General features: G+C 61.0%; 16 protein-coding genes. 7 read left to right on the top strand and 9 right to left on the bottom strand.

What is annotated here, in order from left to right; translation table 11 throughout:
• Window positions 1–131: 131 nt before the first annotated feature.
• From dctP to QD356_RS09555, 4 genes are all read left to right on the top strand, one after another.
• Entirely contained in the window at window positions 132–1358 is a 1227-nt protein-coding gene (gene dctP, locus QD356_RS09540) for a TRAP transporter substrate-binding protein DctP (protein WP_172978708.1), read from the top strand.
• The gene (locus QD356_RS09545; RefSeq protein WP_192837559.1) at window positions 1358–1939 is read left to right on the top strand and encodes a TRAP transporter small permease; all 582 of its coding nucleotides are present in this window, start codon (window positions 1358–1360) and stop codon (window positions 1937–1939) included. Before dctP ends, QD356_RS09545 begins: the two co-directional genes overlap by 1 nt.
• A 10-nt stretch (window positions 1940–1949) precedes the next feature.
• Window positions 1950–3227, top strand: coding sequence for a TRAP transporter large permease (locus tag QD356_RS09550; protein ID WP_054555518.1), 1278 nt, complete (start codon window positions 1950–1952; stop codon window positions 3225–3227).
• A gap of 171 nt (window positions 3228–3398) precedes the next feature.
• Window positions 3399–4157, top strand: coding sequence for an IclR family transcriptional regulator (locus tag QD356_RS09555; RefSeq protein WP_043331346.1), 759 nt, complete (start codon window positions 3399–3401; stop codon window positions 4155–4157).
• 207 nt (window positions 4158–4364) lie between these two features.
• Here the strand turns inward: QD356_RS09555 and QD356_RS09560 are convergent, their stop codons facing one another.
• The 4 genes from QD356_RS09560 to QD356_RS09575 all read right to left on the bottom strand — a co-directional run bounded on the left by QD356_RS09560 (window position 4365) and on the right by QD356_RS09575 (window position 8052).
• Window positions 4365–4841: a universal stress protein gene (locus tag QD356_RS09560; RefSeq protein WP_043331347.1), complete on the bottom strand. Its 477-nt coding sequence runs from the start codon at window positions 4839–4841 to the stop codon at window positions 4365–4367.
• A 45-nt stretch (window positions 4842–4886) separates the two neighbouring features.
• Complete coding sequence (locus QD356_RS09565) at window positions 4887–6230, bottom strand: TRAP transporter large permease (protein WP_197738683.1); 1344 nt, start codon at window positions 6228–6230, stop codon at window positions 4887–4889.
• Entirely contained in the window at window positions 6227–6835 is a 609-nt protein-coding gene (locus QD356_RS09570; RefSeq protein ID WP_192837558.1) for a TRAP transporter small permease, read from the bottom strand. The genes QD356_RS09565 and QD356_RS09570 overlap by 4 nt, the downstream gene beginning before the upstream one ends.
• A 161-nt stretch (window positions 6836–6996) precedes the next feature.
• On the bottom strand, window positions 6997–8052 hold the full coding sequence (locus tag QD356_RS09575; RefSeq protein WP_225996315.1) for a TRAP transporter substrate-binding protein: 1056 nt from the start codon (window positions 8050–8052) through the stop codon (window positions 6997–6999).
• A gap of 523 nt (window positions 8053–8575) precedes the next feature.
• Between QD356_RS09575 and QD356_RS09580 the strand changes: the two genes are divergently transcribed.
• Window positions 8576–10180: a PLP-dependent aminotransferase family protein gene (locus QD356_RS09580; RefSeq protein WP_192837557.1), complete on the top strand. Its 1605-nt coding sequence runs from the start codon at window positions 8576–8578 to the stop codon at window positions 10178–10180.
• 225 nt (window positions 10181–10405) lie between these two features.
• On the opposite strand, the gene QD356_RS09585 is transcribed toward QD356_RS09580, so the two are convergent.
• The 3 genes from QD356_RS09585 to thiO all read right to left on the bottom strand — a co-directional run bounded on the left by QD356_RS09585 (window position 10406) and on the right by thiO (window position 13719).
• Window positions 10406–11869: an FAD-binding oxidoreductase gene (locus QD356_RS09585; protein ID WP_225996314.1), complete on the bottom strand. Its 1464-nt coding sequence runs from the start codon at window positions 11867–11869 to the stop codon at window positions 10406–10408.
• Between the two features lie 116 nt (window positions 11870–11985).
• Window positions 11986–12372 (bottom strand): nuclear transport factor 2 family protein, encoded by a 387-nt coding sequence (locus QD356_RS09590; protein ID WP_054555520.1) that lies wholly within the window; start codon window positions 12370–12372, stop codon window positions 11986–11988.
• Between the two features lie 207 nt (window positions 12373–12579).
• Entirely contained in the window at window positions 12580–13719 is a 1140-nt protein-coding gene (gene thiO / locus QD356_RS09595) for a glycine oxidase ThiO (RefSeq protein WP_192837556.1), read from the bottom strand.
• Between the two features lie 171 nt (window positions 13720–13890).
• Between thiO and QD356_RS09600 the strand changes: the two genes are divergently transcribed.
• Both QD356_RS09600 and QD356_RS09605 read left to right on the top strand, forming a co-directional pair.
• Window positions 13891–15024 (top strand): AAA family ATPase, encoded by a 1134-nt coding sequence (locus QD356_RS09600; protein ID WP_279877639.1) that lies wholly within the window; start codon window positions 13891–13893, stop codon window positions 15022–15024.
• The gene (locus QD356_RS09605; protein ID WP_192837555.1) at window positions 15021–16769 is read left to right on the top strand and encodes a cobalt chelatase; all 1749 of its coding nucleotides are present in this window, start codon (window positions 15021–15023) and stop codon (window positions 16767–16769) included. Before QD356_RS09600 ends, QD356_RS09605 begins: the two co-directional genes overlap by 4 nt.
• Before the next feature lie 247 nt (window positions 16770–17016).
• Here the strand turns inward: QD356_RS09605 and QD356_RS09610 are convergent, their stop codons facing one another.
• Together QD356_RS09610 and QD356_RS09615 are read right to left on the bottom strand one after the other, a co-directional pair.
• Window positions 17017–17970 (bottom strand): hypothetical protein, encoded by a 954-nt coding sequence (locus QD356_RS09610; RefSeq protein ID WP_192837554.1) that lies wholly within the window; start codon window positions 17968–17970, stop codon window positions 17017–17019.
• Window positions 17971–18056: 86 nt separating this feature from the next.
• Complete coding sequence (locus QD356_RS09615; protein WP_192837553.1) at window positions 18057–18470, bottom strand: hypothetical protein; 414 nt, start codon at window positions 18468–18470, stop codon at window positions 18057–18059.
• Window positions 18471–18577: the final 107 nt, after the last annotated feature.

Raw genomic sequence — 18577 nt, forward strand, 5'->3', positions numbered from 1 at the left:
AGCAGCGGAAGCAAGCCCCGCACCGCAAGACCCATAACAACGCCAACACAGGGCGAGTGATACGACATCACTTCCCGGCCGTCAGGCCTGCATCCCACCACAAAAGCAAACACAATACCGGGAGCACTACCATGCCATCGCCACTCAGCAAGCTGTCACGCCGTGACTTCCTCGACATCTCGGGTCGCTTCGGTCTGACCTCGACCCTGCTGGCCGCCACCGGCCTCGGCGCAGGTCTCACCGCGTCCACGCTGGCGCGCGCCGCCGACCAGGAGCAGCAGAAACGCTACAAGACAGCGCCCAAGTTCCAGCTGCGCTTCGGTGCCTCGGGCTTCAATGAGCGCAATCTCGATATCCAGAAATCCGGTCAGCTGTTCTTCGCGCGTGACCTGGAAGAGCGCACCAACGGCGCGATTCGCGTCGAGTTCATGGGCAGCAACGAGGTCTGCAACCAGCTGGACTGCGTCGGCAAGACCCAGCAGGGCATCGTCGATATCTACTCGGCCTCCACCCAGAATTCCTCGGGCAGCGCGCCGTATCTGAACGTGCTCGATTTCGCCTACCTGTTCCCCACCGTCGCCTCGATGTTCCACTTCTTCTATCACAAGAAGAGTGAGCAACTGCTGCGCGAACCGCTGCGCCAGCGCCACAACCTGCAGTTCCTGTTCACCCACTGTGACCTGCGCGGCATCATGCTCGGCCTCAAGTGGCAGGACAAACCGCTGGTCACCAGCATCGATGATCTCAAGGGCACCAAGAATCGCGTCACCGGCACCCAGATGGGCCGTATCGCGATGGAACAGCTGGGCCTGAACCCGGTGCCGGTCGCCTGGGAAGAGACCCTCGATGGCCTGCGTCAGGGCCTGCTGGATGGCGCCGAGACCTGGATGAGCGCCGTGGCCTACGCCGGCATGGCACCAGTGGTGTCCCAGGCGGTCGACCTGCGCTTCTTCGCCGGCACCGAGCACACCGGCATGAGCCTGCCCAAGTTCGACAGCCTCGGTTCCGAGCTGCAGGACCAGGTGATGGAGTCCGCCTACTGCGCGCAGATCTTCACCCAGGGCATGAACGAGGCCGGGCGCTTCGAGATCGTCGGTGCCACCGAGCACCCCGCCGCCGGCACCGTCTTCGCCGAGAACAACGTGCGCGTGGCGCCGCTGTCGGACGCCGAACGCTCACGCGCCGAACAGATGTGCTCGCCGGAATTCAATCCCGAGCCATGGGAGCAGTGGCGTGAACGCCTCAACAAGTGGTCCGGCGGTCTCGATATCTATCAGGAAATCCATGATGTCGCGCGCGAGATTCCGCGTGATGTCGCCGCCGTCAACGTCAAGCCGCAGCGCTGGTGGAGGGGGTAATGGGCGATACCACCATCTTCAGCCAACCGACCAAGCAACCTGCCCTCAAGAAGGCCGCGCCCTGGGCGCGTCCCTTCCTGTGGCTGGACGCCCATCTGGAACAGGTCGTCATTCTGATCGCCTATTCCGGCATGGCCGGCATCATCTTCGTCGAAGTCATCCGGCGCTTCTTCTTCGGCCTGCAGGCCCCCTGGAGCACCAGCATTCCCGTGCTGCTGTTTCTGTGGCTGACCTGGTTCGGCGCCTCGCTCAACGTCAAGAAGCGCACCCACCTGAGCCTCAACGAGATCCGCATGAAGCTGCCGCGCGCTGGCCAGTTCGCCTGCCTGATCCTCGATGCCGTGCTGTGGATCGGCTTCGGGCTGATGGTGATCTACTTCACCACCACCCAGGTGACGCTGGCCTACGACAACTACGCCATCGTGCCGGGCACCGACAACGTCATGCAGTGGTGGTTCTACCTCGCCACGCCGCTGGCGTGGGTGATGATCATCTATCGCGTACTGCAGAACCTCTACGCCGACTGGGCGCGCTATCGCCGCGGCGATTCCTTCAACCTGCAACCGTCCATCATGGACTGAGGAGGTCAGCATGACAGACGGTATCTGGATCTCCCTGATCACGGCGGGCGTGACCGCCTTCTTCCTGCTCGGCGTGCCCATCTTCCTCGTCATCGGCCTGTGGGTGGTCGGCACCAGTCTGGTGATCGACTTCACGCTGGCCAATGTCGGCGTCACCCTCTTCCAGGGGCTGAGCTTCTTCGGCCTGCTGGCGTTGCCGCTGTTCATCCTCACGGGGGACCTGATCAACGCGGCGGGCATCGCCAAGCGACTCTCCGACTTCGCCTACTCGACGCTGAGCTGGATGCGCGGCGGGATGGGCATGTCGACCCTCGGCGCCTGTGGCCTGTTCGCGGCGATTTCCGGCTCCAATGCCGGCACCACCGCCACCATCGGTTCGATCATGCAGCCCGAGATGGTCAAGAACGGCTATGACGAACGCTTCGCCGCCGCCACGGCGGCCTCCGGCGGCACCGTGGGCATCATCATTCCGCCCAGCATCATCTTCATCGTCTACGGCTTCATGATGAACCTGTCGATCAGTGACCTGTTCATCGCCGGTATGGTGCCGGGCGCCCTGATGGTGGTCGCGATGATGGGCGCCTGCTATCTGGTGGCGCGCAAGAATGGCTGGGGCCAGCTGCAGCCCTTCAAGGCCGGTGTCAGCGCCAGGCTGGCGCGCAAGGCCTATCTGGGCTTCGCGACCATCGGCGTGGTGGTCTACGGCATCTACTCGGGCAAGTTCTCGCCGACCGAAGCCGCCGCCATCACCGTGGGCTTCACCATGATCGCGGGGCTGTTGATCACGCGGGAAATCAGCCTCAGGAAGCTGCCGACCATCATGCTGCGCTCAGGCCAGATCGCCGGCATGCTGGCACCGCTGATCGCCATCTCGGTGGTCATGCAGCAGCTGCTGTCGGTGCTGGGCGCCGGTCAGGCGTTGAGCGAGATGCTCAGTGGCATCGACAACTACTACCTGACGCTGGGCACCTGCATGCTGATCATCCTGCTGGCGGGCATGATTCTGGAAAGCCTGCCGGTGACGATCATCCTGGCGCCGATTCTCGCGCCCATCGCCCAGCAGGCCGGGGTCGATCCGATCCACTTCTCGGTCATCTTCCTGGTCGGTGCCGCCATCGGCTTCGTCACGCCACCCTTCGGGCTCAACCTGTACGTGGCCAGCAGCATCACCGGCATTTCCTACGTCCGACTGGTCAAGTACGTGATCCCCTACTTCATCGCGCTGATCGCCTGCTGGCTGGCCATCTGCCTGGTGCCTTCCCTTTCCCTGTTCCTGGTAAACCTGTAACACTAGCCTCATCGACAGCCCCGCGAGGGGCTGTCTTCGTCTCATCAGGGCAGCCTTCGCCAAGGGGTCCGCTGCCGTGATGAATCGATGCACTGACGCCTTGCCACCCTGCCCCTGTCGGCCCCGGTCACCGCGAGTGACATGCGCCCGACAGCAGGATGAGGACACTAGATGAGCAAAGACACGCCCACCAATTCGACGCTCTTTCGCGCACTCGGCCTGCTGGAAGAAATCGTCACCACCCAGCACGCCGTCAGCGCCGCCGACCTCGAGAAGCGCTTCGACATCCCCAAGCCGACCGTCCATCGCCTGCTCAAGCAGCTGGAAGAACAGCAGCTGATCAGTCGTGATCTGGATGGCCGTCACCTGCTGCCCGGCCCGCGCTTTCGGCGCATGTCGCTGGGCGCACTGGCCAATGAAGGCCTCAAGGTGCCACGCCGCGTCCTGCTGGAACGGCTGGCGAAGGAAGTCGGCGAGACCTGCAACCTGACGCTGCTCGATGGCCACGAGGTGATGTATTACGACCGCGTGGAAACCAACTGGCCGGTGCGCATCCAGCTGGCGCCCGGCTCACGCCTGCCGCTGCACTGCACCGCGAGCGGCAAGCTGTTTCTGGCGCTGATGCCACTGCATCGCCGCCGCGCCCTGCTCGCCCATCTGGCGCTGGAGGCGCACACGCCCTGCACCCTGACCTCGCGGGCCACGCTGGAAGAGGCGCTCGACACCGTGGCGCGCAACCAGCTGAGTACCGATGATGAGGAGTTCATCCAGGGCATGGTCGCCATCGCGGTGCCGGTCTTCGATGAGGTCGGCCAGATCCAGGCGACATTGGCGATCCACGCGCCGCGCCTGCGCCACTCCATCGACTCCCTCTTGGAGTGGGCGCCGCTGATGCGCCAGATCGCCACTGAGCTGGAAGGCACGCTCTGAGCCGCGCGCCTTGTGCGCACATGACGCATGAAATGATCCCGTCCAGCCCCGAGTGACACCTGAGCCACGCTGACGATGGGCCATGATCCAAAAAAGCTCGCCCCCGCAGACAGTGATTGTCTGCGGGGGCGAGCTTTTTTCAGCGAGCTTTATTCATGTTCCAACTTGCTGAGTACCGCTATCCCTCAAGCGTCTCTCTCCACCGGCTCAGGGCGTCGGTACCACCACCACCGGAATGCTGGCGCGCTTGATCACCCCCTTGGTGACCTTGCCGGCATAGGAGGCCACGAAGCCGCGCTTGTTGGTGGCCATGATGATCATGTCGCAGTCATGCCGCGTGGCGTAGCGGATGATCTCCGAGGCCGGATAGCCCTCCACCACATTCAGTCCGGCGATCACCGGGCGCGGGTCGCCGTTGTCATGGGTGCTCCAGAAGTCCTCCAGCATCTTTTCCAGACTCTCCTTCGCCTGATCGAGCCGCTGCTGCATCAGGCCCTCCAGCGTCGGCTTGTGGCGGATGTTGACCTTGAGGGTGTTCATCACGTCATCCGACAGTGACTTGACGGTATGCAGCACATGCAGCTCGGCGCCCGTCGCACCCGCCAACCACACCGAGCGCGCCAGTACCCGCTCACAGTCTCCGCGCAGGCCTACACAACACAGAATTCGTTTGACTGCCGGCATCGTCCTTCTCCTCGTTCATTGCAGGGCTAGCGTTCAGATGGCGCTTCAGTACCCCATCACCCTGGGTAGCCACAGAGAGATTTCAGGCACATAGGCGATCAGGAAGATGGCCGCCACCGAACCCGCCGCGAACGGCAATGCCTTCAGGGAAATCTCCTCGATGGAGGCCCCGCCTATCCCCGAGGCCACGAAGAGGTTCTCCCCCAATGGCGGCGTCTGGAAGCCGATGGCCAGCGCACAGACCACCACGATGCCGACGTGCACCGGGTCCATCCCCAGCATGTACATGATCGGCAGCAGCACCGGGGTGAGAATCATGATCGCGGCCAGCGTCTCCATGAACATGCCGACGAACAGCAGGAAGAAGATGATCATCGCCCAGATCAGGTAGAGGTTGTCGGTCATCGCCAGCATGCCCTCGGCGATATGCGCCGGCACGCGTTGCTCGACCAGCAGCCGCCCGAAGACCGTCGCCGTGAACAGGATCAGCAGCACGCGACCGGTAATCCAGGTGGTGGTTTCCAGAGTGCGTAGCGTCGGCTTCCACTTGAGTTCCTTGTGCAGGAAGATGCCGACGATCAGGGTGTAGACGATGGCGACGATGGCGGATTCGGTCGGCGTGAAGAGGCCGCTGTAGATGCCGCCCAGGATGATGAAGGGTGCCAGCATCGACCAGACGCCCTTCTTCAAGGTGGCGCGAATATGTGGCCACGACCAGCTGTTGGTCAGCCCGCGATAGCCGCGTTTCTTCGAGATCACGTAGTTGATCATCAGCAGGAAGCCGGCGATCACCACGCCGGGCATGACGCCGGCGATGAACAGTTTCGGGATGGACAGTGTCTGGAAATCCCCGTGCATGGCCACCGCTTCGGGCGGCGGCTGCAGGCCCATGCCGGAAATCCCGAAGATCACCATCGGGATCGACGGCGGAATCACCACCCCCAGCCCACCGGAAGAGGCCGTGATCGCCGAGGCATAGCCACGGTCATAGCCGCGCTTGGCCATCGCCGGAATCATCAGCATGCCGACCGCCGCCGTGGTGGCCGGCCCTGAGCCCGAGATCGCACCGAAGAACATGCAGGCAAATACCGTGGCGGCGGCAAGTCCGCCCGTCACCGGCCCGGCGAAGGCCTCGGCGATATCGACCAGCCGTCGCGAGATGCCGGCGGCCTCCATCAGCGCCCCGGCCAGAATGAAGGCCGGCAAGGCCATCAGCGGGAAGGAGCCCACCGAGGTAAAGGCGATCTGCACGAACGCCATCGGGTTTTCATCGATGCTCAGATAGGTCGCCAGCGCCGCGACACCCAGCGAGACGGTGATCGGTGCGCCCAGTACCAGCAGCAGGAAGAAGACGCCAAACAGGATGTAGATGATGGTGGAATCGATCATGACTTGCCGCCCTCCTGTCTTTCACTGGGCTGTCCATCACTGGCCTGTGTGTCGCTGGCCTTTGGATCAGTGGCCTGGCCGTCACCGCCCTGCTTCAATTCCTCCATTGCCTGGGAATCCGGGTCCACGATGTCTTCCTTGCGCACGAACTTGAGATAATTGGTCTGGATGATGCGCACCGTCATGGCGGTAAAGGCCAGCGGCAGAATCAGATAGAAGTACTTCATCGGCACACCCAGCGTCTGTGACTTCCAGAACAGATTCATCTTGTTGAACACGAAGTCGTAGCTGTAATAGATGAACACCGCATTGAAGGCGATCCAGATGATATCGGTCAGCACACCGCAGAGGGTTTCCACCCAACGCGGCAGGAATCGAAACTGGAAGGTCACGCGGTTATGCGCCGACATGCGTGTGGCGTAGACGGCGCCTAGATAGGCAAACCACACGAAGGCATAGGTCGCCAACTCGTCTCCCCAGGGAATCGAGTAGCTGAAAAGGTTACGCAGCATGATCTGCGTGAAGAGAATGATGACGAACACCACCAGCAGAAACTGGCAGAGATAGTTCTCGATATTATCCAGAAACTTCAACAATACCCGCATGGATACACATCCCCCGACATCGCCAGCGATGACCACTTGACGCCACGTATCCCCTGCCAGCGATCACATGTCGATGACATGCTCTTGGCATGCTCATGACAGGTGCCGGCAGGCAGGGGAATCCGGGCGGGCCTTGAAAGCCTCAGCCGTTCAGGAGGTCATCAGGGCGCCGCGGACGGATCACGTCCGAGGGTCTCGAGCACTTCGACCAGCTTGTCGCGGCCGCCGATGCTGTCATAGAAGTCCGGCCAGATGCTGGAGGCCTTGGCGATCCATTCCTTCTCGTCATTGGCGGGCTGGGTGATGGTCATGCCGTGCTCTTCCACCAGTGATTTCTTGATGGAATCCTCGGTGGCCAGCAGATAGTCGTAGCTGTGCGACGTCGCCTCTTCACCGGCGGCCAGCACCAGTTGCTGATTCTCTTCGCTGAGGCTCTGGAAGGTGCCTTCGCCCATGATCAGCGGTTCCATCGAGAACACGTAACAGCTGTCGGTGACGTGGTTCTGCACCTCATAGAACTTCATGGCATCGATGGTGATGTAGGGATTGTCCTGGCCATCGACGACACCCTGTTGCAGGGCGGTGAAGGTCTCGGACCACGCCAGCGGGTTGGGGTTGACGCCCCAGGACTGGTAGGAGGAGATCATGATCTCGTTCTTGGGCACGCGAATGACCATGCCTTCCAGGTCTGCCGGTGAGGCGACTGCCTGCTTGGAATTGGTCAGACGACGACAGCCGGAATAGGCCCAGCCCAGAATGCGGATACCGGAATCGCGCAGGGTGTTCTCGCGCAGCTCATCGCCTATCTTGCCTTGCGTCAGCGCCTTGGCATCGTCCGGGCCGTGGATGACATACGGCAGGGTCAGCACGCCGACGGTCGGCGAGAATGGCGTCAGGTTGTTGATCGCCACCACGGACAGGTCAACGAGGCCCATGCTGGCATTGTTGACGGTATCCTGCTCGCTGCCCAGCTGGCCGTTGGGGAACAGGTCCACCTTGATGTCGCCGCCGGATTTCTCTTCCACCAGGCTTGCGAAGGTCTTGCCCAGTTCATACTGGGTGCCGCCGGCCGCATCACCGAGGGCCATCTTCCAGGTCGCGGCATTGGCGCCGGCGGCCATGCCCAGGCTCGCGGCAGTCACCGCGATGGCCAGCGTGGACTTGAAGGCGCTGGTGCGAGATACGCTGGTGCGAGATACGCCAGTGCGAGTCAGCATGCGGAGGTCTGAAAGGGTCTGTGTCGAGTCGATCATCTTGTCTGTCCCGTCGTTATTGTTGTTGCGGGCTCCTGACGGCTGCGCGTGATAGCGAGCGGGGTACTGCACCTCATATCGTCAATGACTTCGCGTCTGCACCACTATCTTGCAGCGTCTCATGTCATTCACGATTGCCATCACCTGCTCATCTACAGCCCCAGGAAAGGGAGTGTGAAGTCGCGTCGTGCTTGAACTGTGCTTTCGTTGTACCTGCCAGATCACTTTCTCCCCGTGCGCCATTCCTCGATAGAACCAGTCCGTCGGCATCGATGGGGCCAGTCCCGGCTGGCTATTGCTCTCCCGACAGGGGTCTGCCTCAATGAAGCCGTACCGGTGGCTGCCACCTCAGGGCAGGCAGTGTCCCACGCGCCACTCACTGACGGCGCACCGCAGGGCAATCAGGTACAGAAAATGCATATAAAACGGACACTTCCGCTGGAAAGTCCTCGTGACGACACGCTCGCGAAAACAATAGAGAACACGCATGAGCCACCCGCTGTTTCACCTCGATTCCTCGCGCAAGGAAAGCCTGCAATTCCAGATTCGCGAGCAGATTTCCCAGGCGATTCTCGAAGGCCATCTGCCACGTGATGTCGCGCTGCCCTCCAGTCGCAAGCTGGCCCGCGAGCTGAATGTCGCGCGCAATACCGTGATGCTGGCCTACGAGCAGCTGCTGGAAGACGGCTTTCTGATCGCCCGCGAGCGCAGCGGCTACTTCATCAATCCCGAGATTCTCAAGGGCCGCGCCGACACGCCGGTGCGCCTCAATGACATCGAGGCCGACAGCCTCGACTGGGATGAGCGGCTGGCCTTCAAGCCCTCTGTGCAGCGCGCCATCGAGAAGCCCGGCGACTGGCACCAGTACGACTCCCCCTTCCTCTATGGCCAGCTGGACCCGGAATTCTTCCCCACCCAGCACTGGCGCGAATGCAGCCGCGACTCGATGAGCGTGCCGTCGATTCGCAGCTGGTCGGTGGACCACCTCAACAATGACGACCCGCTGCTGATCGAGCAGATCCACCAGCGGCTGCTGCCCCGCCGCGGCGTCTGGGCAAGCCCGGAGGAAATCCTCATCACCGTGGGCACCCAGCAGGCGCTGTGGATCAGCTGCATGCTGCTGCTCAAGCAGGGCCAGCGCTTCGCGATGGAGAACCCCGGCTACGTCGACATGTACAACATCGCCAGCACCTTCACCGATGACATCCAGCTGCTGCCCATCGACGACAAGGGCATGCAGCCGCTGGAATCGCTCAAGGACTGCCGCCTGGTGTATGTCACGCCCAGCCACCAGTCGCCGACGACCATCACCCTGCCGCTGGAGCGTCGCCGCCAGCTGCTGGACATGGCCGAGACCGGCAACTTCCTGATCATCGAGGACGACTACGAGAGCGAGAGCAACTACGCCGACAATCCGACACCCGCGCTCAAGAGCCTCGACCGCCACAAGCGCGTCATCTATGTCGGCAGCCTCTCCAAGACCCTCGCCCCCGGTCTGCGTCTGGGCTACATGGTGGCGCACCCGACCCTGATTCGAGAGGCCCGCGCCCTGCGCCGCCTGATGCTGCGCCATCCGCCGACCAACAATCAGCGTGCGGTGGGGCTGTTCATCGCGCGCGGCTATCACGACAGCCTGATCAATCAGATGCACCAGGTGATGCAACGTCGCTTCCTGCTGATGCGTGACGCCATCCAGCGCCATCTGCCGATGATGAGCACGCCGGCTACCTACGGCGGCTCCTGCTTCTGGATGCACGGCCCGAAGAATCTGAATGCCCACCGCCTGGCCGCCCTCGCCCGCGAGCAGAGCATTCTGATCGAGGTCGGTGACCTGCACTTCTTCTGTGATCGCGACAGCCACCGCCACTACTTCCGGCTTGGCTTCTCAGCGATTCCGGAAGCGCGCATCGAGGCCGGCATCCTCAAGCTGGCCGAGCTGGTGCCACTGGCGATGGACGAGGCGCCGTCAGTTGCGGGCGCAGAGACCGAAGCACCGGAGACGGACGCACCGGAAACACAAGCACAGCCGTTACCCCCTCAGCCCGCCCTGCCCACGCCCCACGGCGCATCACGTCGACAGCGCGCCAGCTAGCCTGCCCCTTGCGAGGAGATGAAAGGCGAGGAGATGAAAGGCAAGGAGAAAAAAGGCGAGGCGAGCCGCCGTATCGGCCATGGCCGAGGCAAACCCTGCACCCTCCCAATCAACGACAACCCGCAATGATTATCTTATGGATAACAAAAATGCTCCCTAACTGATCATGAAATCGATCAATGCGGGAGCATCCGGGTCATCGTGACATCAGTGGCGAGTCACACCCTACTGCGCTTCATCCTTCATCGCGTACCAGCGATACAGGCAACGCTGGCCGGTGCGACGGAACGGCGCGAACAGCGGGGATTCGACCTTGTTGAGCACATTGGGATACGGCAGGCGTGACTGGAAGATCGGCAGTACCAGGTCCGCCGCGTCCCTGGCGATCCACTGGGCGAGGCGCTTGCCCGCCTGGGCGGAATACATCACGCCGTTGCCGCCATAGCCCATGGCGTAATAGATGCTCTGCTTGGGGTCCGGCTGATGGATGCGCGGCATCATGTCGTGGCTGACATCCACCCAGCCCCACCAGGAGTAATCGACCTCGATGCCACTCAGCGCGGGGAACTTGCGGTGCATGTCGGCGATCAGCAGCTGCTCGTACTGCGCCTTGGGCGCGTCACGCCCCGAGACGGCACTGCGACTGCCGATCTGCAGGCGGTTGTCCGGCAGCAGGCGATAGTAGTGGCGCAGCACGCGGGTGTCGGTGAGCACCTGATGGGTATGGAAGCGGGTCGCCTCGATTTCCTGCGCCGTCAGCGGGCGCGTCACCAGCGAGTTGGAGAGCACCGGCATCAGACGCTTGTCGAGCTCCGGGTGCAGCTTGCCGGAGGTGTAGCCGCCGGTGGCCATGCCCACCGAGCGCGCCTTGACCACGCCACCCGGCGTCGTCAGATAGTGCACGCCATCGCGGGTCTCCCAGCTCTCCACCGGACTTGCCGGGTGCACCTTGACGCCCAGGCGGCGTGCCTTGCGCAGATAGCCGAAGGCCAACTTGCCCGGGTGCACGCCGATGCCTTCCGGCTCGTGCATCGCACCGCAGGCCTCTTCATCACCGACCCACTCATTGCGCACCGTGGCGCCATCGATGATGCGGGCATCGTAGTTGAAGGTCTCGCGCAACAGGCGCGCTTCCTTCTCCAGCCCCGGCATCATGCGCTCGCGATGGGCGATATACAGATGGCCGCCCGGCTGCGGATCGCAGTCGATGTCCTTGATCATCTCCTTGAAATTCTCCATGCCCTCGACGCACTCGCGGTGCAGGCCGTGGGCGGCCTCGAGTCCGTAACGCTCGATCCACTGCGAGCGCTTGAGGCGGCCGGTGGCGCACTGCGCCTGACCGCCATTGCGGGTCGAACAGCCCCAGCTGACCCGATTGGCCTCCAGCACGGTAGCCTTGATGCCGTACTTCTCGGCCAGCACGATGGCGGCGGTCAGCCCCGTGAAGCCGGAGCCGACGATCACCACATCGGCGTCGATATCGCCCATCACCGGGCCGTCGTCTGCCGGCGGCTCACCGGCGGTGGCTACCCAGTAGGTCGGCGCGTAGTCGCGCCCTTCGCCGGGGGTGGCACTCACCAGCGGGTCGTAGGCCGGGTCATACGGCCGCGAGGCCTGAGTGGCCGGACGCTGCTCTGATTCGTTGCCCATGTCCGACGGCCGGGCGCCGTGCTGCACGATAGTTTCCATCTCGAACACCTCCTCTCACCCACGGGGCGCACGCCATGACCTGACGCCATGACGTGCTGCCCCCGAGGCAAAGACAGCTTCAGAAACCTCTTCCCTGATCGGTGCGCCGCTGGCGCTCAGACGTTGACTGGCGGACGGTTCTTGCGGAAGGCGTTCTTGATCGCGATCTTGCCGTCACGCAGCGTGAAGGCGTCGATCATGCGCGCTTCGCTGCGCGCGCCATCGGCGGTGGTGCCGGTGTAGGTGCTGATGACGAAGCCACGCTCGCCATCGGCGAAGATTTCCGCGTCGATCCACTGGGCATCCGGCGCGTTCTGCCAGGCAGCGGAGAGGCCCGCACGCACGGCGTCCTGACCGGCGAAGGTCTTGCCTTCGAGTTCCGGCCCGGCGATGGCGAGGAATTCGCAGTCATCGGTCATCATCGACAGGCAGTCGTCGATGTCGTGACGGTTGAGGGCGTCGCAGAAGGCGGTCAGCAGTTCGATGGTGGCTTGGTGAGTCATGGGTCGGGCTCCGCAGTCTTGTTGTTGGGATTGTTGTCGGGCTTGTTGTTGAGCTGATGAGCGGCAGCAAGCGCTGCGCCATGACCCGAGACTACGCCGACACTTGCACCGCCCTTTAGCACCAGTTGGCAGCCACCGATTGGGCCAGTTGGCACCAGCGGGGCTGCCCTGGTGCCAACTGGTCCCATTGCGCCGCCTTGGGACGACTCAACCTGCGAGGGCCGTGGGCGCTGCCAAGCCGGGTGGCGTGAAGGCCTCCGCTGACATGAAGCTCTCGCGCCCGAGCAGGATGTCACTGAGCAGGCGCGTGGCGGCGGGCGCCAGCACCAGGCCATTGCGGTAGTGACCGGCATTCACGTAGAGGCCATCAAGCCCCGGCACCGCGCCGATGAAGGGCGTGCCATCCGGCGTGCCCGGACGCAGACCGGCCCAGTGGTGCTCCGGCGCCAGCTCACCCAGCGCCGGCAGAATGCTCGCGGCGCTGGCATGCAGCGACTCGCGCGCCTGCGCGGTGGTGGACTTGTCGAAGTCCTGATGCTCCAGGGTCGAGCCGATCAGAATCCGCCCATCGGCGCGCGGAATCACGTAGCGGCCATCGCACAGCACCACCCGCGACAGCAGCGGCGCATCCACGCGGCAAAGCCCCGCCGCCACCGGATTGAACACCATCATCTGACCCTTCACCGGGCGCACCGGCAGCAGCACGCCGGCCGCGGCGAGCAACTTGCCACTCCAGGCGCCGCCACACACCACGACGTTGTCTGCGCTGACGGTCTCATCAACAAGCCGGACGCCCGTGACACGCGACGGCGTGGCAAGTACCAGCTGCGTGACCTCGCACTCTTCACGCACCCGGATACGCGGATGCGCCAGCAGACGCGCACGCAGCGCCTGACCGAGGCGCGGATTGCGGATGCTGCCGAGCGTCGGCATCCACAGCGCCTGCTGATGGCCACTGGCCAGATGCGGCTCGCGCGCGTAGAGCGCCTCACGCTCGATCACCTCCAGCGGCTTGTGCTGGGTGCGTGCCCAGTCCAGCGCCAGCGCCTCATCCTCGACCCGCAGATAGATCAGGCCCTTCTGGCGGTATTCGGGGTCGATGCCGGTGGCGTCCTTGAGCGCCTCGGCAAGCCTGGGGTATTCGCCTTCTGACCAGCGTGACAGTGACGAGATGGCGCTCGAATAGCGCCACGGATACAGCGGCGAGACGATGCCGCCACCGGCCCACGATGCCTCGCGTCCGCACTGACCGCGCTCCAGCAGCGTGACCGTCTGGCCGGCCTCGGCCAGCTGCCACGCCATCATCATGCCCATCACGCCGCCACCAATGATCAGGGTATCGCTCATCTGCCTTGCTCCTGCGGGGAATGAACAATCACAAATCTCATATTTCGATACGATTTGCATTATTTTTAGAAACAAAGCTATATTCACAGCATTGCCGCCGCCCGGCTTTCCTGTCTCCCCGCGACAGGTCCACCGGGCAGCCACCAACAAGAATGACGAGGGAGACACCCCGTGAGCGACGCCACCTTGACGCCTTCCAGCAGTGATGCAAGCTCTGCCAATGATGCAAGCTCTGCCAATGATGCAAATCCTGCCAGCGATGCAGGCCTCGCCGCCTCTGCCGAGCAGCCGCTGCCCGCCGGTCAGTTGCAGCCCACTGAGCTGCGCGGCGTGCGCGAGCTGTTCGGCATCGACAGTGACCTCAAGGTGCCGGTATTTGTGGAGCGCGACGCCCACGTGCCGGAGATCGATCACGCCTATCGCTTCAATCCCGATGTCACCCTCGCCATTCTCGCCGGCTTCACCAACAACCGCCGCGTGATGGTTCAGGGCCTGCACGGCACCGGCAAATCGACCCATATCGAGCAGATCGCCGCGCGTCTCAACTGGCCGTGCCTGCGCGTCAATCTCGATGGCCATGTCAGCCGGCTGGATCTGGTCGGTAAGGACGCCATCGTGATTCGCGACGGCGTGCAGGTCACCGAATTCCAGGAAGGCATCGTGCCCTGGTCGCTGACCCGCCCCATCGCGCTGATCTTCGATGAGTACGATGCCGGCCGCCCGGACGTGATGTTCGTCATCCAGCGCATTCTGGAGCGCGACGGCCACTTCACGCTGCTCGATCAGAACCGCGTGATTCGCCCGCATCCGCAGTTCCGGTTGTTCGCCACCGCCAATACCGTCGGGCTTGGCAATCAGGATGGGCTCTATCACGGCACCCAGCTGCTCAACCATGCGCAGATCGACCGCTGGAACATCGTCGCCAAGCTGGATTACCTGCCGCGTGAGGAAGAGGTGAAGATCGTGCTGGCGCGTGTGCCCGCCAAGGACAACGAGCGTGGCCGCGCCCTGATTCGCGCGATGGTCGCGGTGGCCGACCTCACCCGCAAGGGCTTCGCCAATGGCGACCTGTCGAGCCTGATGTCGCCGCGCACCGTGATTACCTGGGCGGAAAACTGCGAGATCTTCCGCAATCCGGCGCTGGCCTTCCGCCTCTCCTACCTCAACAAGTGCGATGAGCATGAGCGCCCGCTGGTCGCCGAGTTCTATCAGCGCTGTTTCGCCAAGGAACTGGAGGAATCCGCGGCACTGATGGAGAGCGACCTGATGGATGAACAGGACAGCGACAAGGGAGCCCGGGCATGAGTGCGGCCCAGCAGGTACGCCGTCGTCAGCAGTATCTCGAGGAGCTCTCGGCGGCGAGTCTCGGGGCACTCAGCGGTCAGGCCGGCTGGGCCTATCGGGGGCGGCGTCTGAGTCGGCATGCTCAGGCACTGCCATTGCGCACCCCGCATCTGCGCCTTGAGGAAGATGATTGCACGCTCGACAACTATCGTGCGGTCAGCGATGCCATCGCGCTGCGCCTGCTCCACACCGACGAGGCGCTGCATCTGGCGGCGCGTCCGGCGCTGCCGGAAACCCGCCTGATCTATGACCTGCTGGAGCAGCTGCGCGTCGAGGCGCTGGTCGACCCTGACATGCCCGGCGTGAGGGAGAATCTGGCGCGGCGCTTCACCGACTGGTGCCTGGCCTTCTATCACGCGGGCCTGACCGAGACGAGCAGCGGCATCCTCATCTACAGCGTCATCCAGTCGTGCTGGTCGCGCCTGATGGCCTGTGCGGTGATCCACGAGACGGAGGATTACATCGAGACGACGCGCGCCTCCTTCTATCAGGCGCTGGGCGCTGACATGGCGGGGCTGAGACGCACGCGTTTCGATCAGGCGGCCTATCAGCAGCATGCGCTGAACATCAGCCTGTGGTTGGAGCAGGAGTTGGCCGCATCACTGGAGGAGCAGGACGGCGAGGAGGATGACGAGTCAGAGGCCAGTCAGCGCTTCGCGCTGTTTCTGGAAAACGAGGATGAGGAAGCGAGTCTGCTCGAGGAGCAGGCGGCGTCGCAGCTGCCGAGCCATCGGCGTGGCGCGCCGGAGGAATTGCTGCCCTATCAGGTGTTCACCACGGCCTATGATCGCGAGCTGGAACCGGCCAGGCGCATGCGCGCGGCCCTGCTCGACGAGTATCGTCAGGCGCTGGATACGCGTCTGGCGGAGCAGAAGATCAACGTGCGGCGCCTGGCACGTCAGCTGGCGCGCCATTTCAGCTCGCCGCAGCGTGAGGGATGGCACTTCGGGGAGGAGGAAGGAATCATCGATGGGCGGCGGCTGAGTCAGGTGATTTCCTCGCCGGCCGAGCGGCGGGTCTTCCAGCGCGAGCGCTGGGTGCCCGAGGCCAGTGCGCAGGTCAGCTTCCTGATCGACTGCTCCGGTTCGATGAAGGTGCATGGCGAGGCGGTGGCGATGCTGATCGAGATACTCACCCGCGCGCTCGACATGGCCGGTGTGCCCACCGAGGTGCTCGGCTTCACCACTGGCGCCTGGAATGGCGGCCGCGCCCTGAAGGACTGGCGACGCGCCGGCAAGCCCGCGCGTCCGGGCCGCCTGAATGAAGTGCAGTATCTGATCTTCAAGCCCGCCTCACTGGCGTGGCGACGTGCGCGCCGCAACTTCGGCGCCCTGCTCAAGGCCGATCTCTACCGCGAAGGCGTGGATGGCGAAGCCGTGCAATGGGCCTGCTCACGACTCGCGGACAACACTCCTGCCGACGAAGGCGCGCGCCGTCTACTGGTCGTCATCTCCGATGGCAGCCCCTGTGACAGCGCCACCAACATGGCCAATGATGAACAGTACCTCGACAGCCACCTCAAGCAGGTCGTCGCACAACAGACCCGCTCCGGCCGCCAGGCCATCCTCGGCCTCGGCGTCGGGCTGGACCTCAGCGCCTACTACCCCAACCAGCTGATCATCGATCTTGAACGCACCCTCGACAACGCCCTCGCCGATGAAATCGTGTATCACATGGCGCTGGCGTGCCGGCATCAGGGGATGTGAGCTGCTGCGAGAGCGCAATGAAGCATCGTACCCCTGTCGCCCGCTTGAGCGGGTTATCACCTATTAAGCCAGACCACTCTCAGCCTTGATGGCGGGCCAGACCTCAGCACCGGCTACCTCGACCGGTTGCTCATCAACCTCGAATACCCTTCGACAACATCGATAGAGGTAAAACCATTCAATATATGGAACTGACTTGCAGTCACCAATGCGCCATGAGAATTAGAGATTAGCAACAAAGGCACTATTACTGATTTAAAAAACTATAAGTCGCGACAAAGAACGAGAAAACTGTAATAACTGCAACAAATCTCTGAAGCCTTATGCTTGATAATGTTTGTGTTACATCATTCAATACGCCCGAAGTATAAGCCAGCAAATCCGCCTCCTTTAGGACTTGGTTTGCGCGCGTATAACGAGATCTTACAAGCATATCTCTTAATTCGATGGAAGTGTCTTCTCCCCACGGCCCTAGTTGTATCATCCTAGGTAACTCTCTAATAATATAAGAATTGTCAGTATTCTCGTCAGAGAGCTCTAATGAACACACCTTTATATCATGCAACCATAATTTAGAGAAGTCACGAAATTTCTTCAAGTTTGTAACCGGCCTGTACTTATTATAACTAGACATGTCATCCCTAGAGACGGCAAGTAGACTATAATACTTATTCAACAGATGCTTGACACACCACCCAGAAATCACTTTAGACATGTAACTATTAATTTCATAATTAACAATATCGTTAAAGAACTCTTTATCGGAAGAATTATTTTTAGACGATATATCACTCCTTTTAGCATAGAACACAATATCGCTATCATTATTTTTACTCGGTAAAGCTAAGAGAGAATCTTTCCAACCGTCTATAACCCATAAAGACTTATCAGAAGAACCGCTTATTGCTTGCAATACCGTAACATCTCTTATCGTTTCGGGACGCATATTATAGAAGTCAGTAACTATCATGCTCGCCGATGGCAATGTTTTTTCGTTAAAGCTAGAAAAAACTCCAGGAAAAATTTTTTCAAACCATTTAGAACAAACTTCTTTATTTTTATCTAATATACAACTTACTTCGTCTTTACGTATACGGTCAGGAGATCTAATATAATGCGTAAAATCGCACTTCCTGTTAAAAACTATATAGAGAAGAACATTTCTCCAAGTGAATGCCCTGCCTTTCTCCACCTTTGTCATATAATCTTTATCAAGGGCTTTATGAACGGACGACGATATGTCTTGATTAAACCTAAACATAACTGTTAACGAAGTAATACTAGGCGTCACAGAAGATAACATAGGGAAATAGAAACCACTCCCTCCGGGACAGAAGATTTTCTTTCTCCAGCACTAGTAATGAGACTATTATCGGGAAATATCTCTCCAAGACACAACTTACCCGAAGAATGCCCTGCTCTAACATCATTCATCCAATCATTAATAGAGAAGCTAGTATTACTTATATCATCCCATCCTATCGCACTAATACCCTTCAATAGGCTTTTAGAACTTGATGGCGTATATAACTCAGAAATCCATACGACGGGAAAGTCAACTTTTTCGTTAGATGGAAACTTATTTTCTTCATTATTAGCATGATCAAAATCATAACTTTCACTGGGTATGGCTTTCATTGATTTAATAATTTTTATAACACTTTTTAACCTTTTGAAAAAATCGCGAAATATCCCTAACATTTTCTCTCCTCAAAAACCAAACCGGCCAATTTCCGAAACACCGAAACATATATCATAATTTAAAATTATAATATATCAGGCAGGCTTTCGCCTGCCCTATCCGCCGT

The organism is Cobetia sp. 2AS (genome assembly GCF_029846355.1).
GTDB classification, from domain to species: Bacteria; Pseudomonadota; Gammaproteobacteria; order Pseudomonadales; family Halomonadaceae; genus Cobetia; species Cobetia amphilecti.

Bases quoted from the DNA above. Each gene is read 5' to 3' on its own strand.
- QD356_RS09580 (WP_192837557.1), top strand. From the start codon at position 8,576: ATGAGCCACCCGCTGTTTCACCTCGATTCCTCGCGCAAGGAAAGCCTG.
- QD356_RS09615 (WP_192837553.1), bottom strand. From the start codon at position 18,470: ATGTTAGGGATATTTCGCGATTTTTTCAAAAGGTTAAAAAGTGTTATA.
- QD356_RS09570 (WP_192837558.1), bottom strand. From the start codon at position 6,835: ATGCGGGTATTGTTGAAGTTTCTGGATAATATCGAGAACTATCTCTGC.
- QD356_RS09605 (WP_192837555.1), top strand. From the start codon at position 15,021: ATGAGTGCGGCCCAGCAGGTACGCCGTCGTCAGCAGTATCTCGAGGAG.
- QD356_RS09585 (WP_225996314.1), bottom strand. From the start codon at position 11,869: ATGGAAACTATCGTGCAGCACGGCGCCCGGCCGTCGGACATGGGCAAC.
- QD356_RS09565 (WP_197738683.1), bottom strand. From the start codon at position 6,230: ATGATCGATTCCACCATCATCTACATCCTGTTTGGCGTCTTCTTCCTG.
- thiO (WP_192837556.1), bottom strand. From the start codon at position 13,719: ATGAGCGATACCCTGATCATTGGTGGCGGCGTGATGGGCATGATGATG.
- QD356_RS09590 (WP_054555520.1), bottom strand. From the start codon at position 12,372: ATGACTCACCAAGCCACCATCGAACTGCTGACCGCCTTCTGCGACGCC.
- QD356_RS09550 (WP_054555518.1), top strand. From the start codon at position 1,950: ATGACAGACGGTATCTGGATCTCCCTGATCACGGCGGGCGTGACCGCC.
- QD356_RS09610 (WP_192837554.1), bottom strand. From the start codon at position 17,970: ATGACAAAGGTGGAGAAAGGCAGGGCATTCACTTGGAGAAATGTTCTT.
- QD356_RS09575 (WP_225996315.1), bottom strand. From the start codon at position 8,052: ATGCTGACTCGCACTGGCGTATCTCGCACCAGCGTATCTCGCACCAGC.
- QD356_RS09560 (WP_043331347.1), bottom strand. From the start codon at position 4,841: ATGCCGGCAGTCAAACGAATTCTGTGTTGTGTAGGCCTGCGCGGAGAC.
- QD356_RS09555 (WP_043331346.1), top strand. From the start codon at position 3,399: ATGAGCAAAGACACGCCCACCAATTCGACGCTCTTTCGCGCACTCGGC.
- QD356_RS09545 (WP_192837559.1), top strand. From the start codon at position 1,358: ATGGGCGATACCACCATCTTCAGCCAACCGACCAAGCAACCTGCCCTC.
- dctP (WP_172978708.1), top strand. From the start codon at position 132: ATGCCATCGCCACTCAGCAAGCTGTCACGCCGTGACTTCCTCGACATC.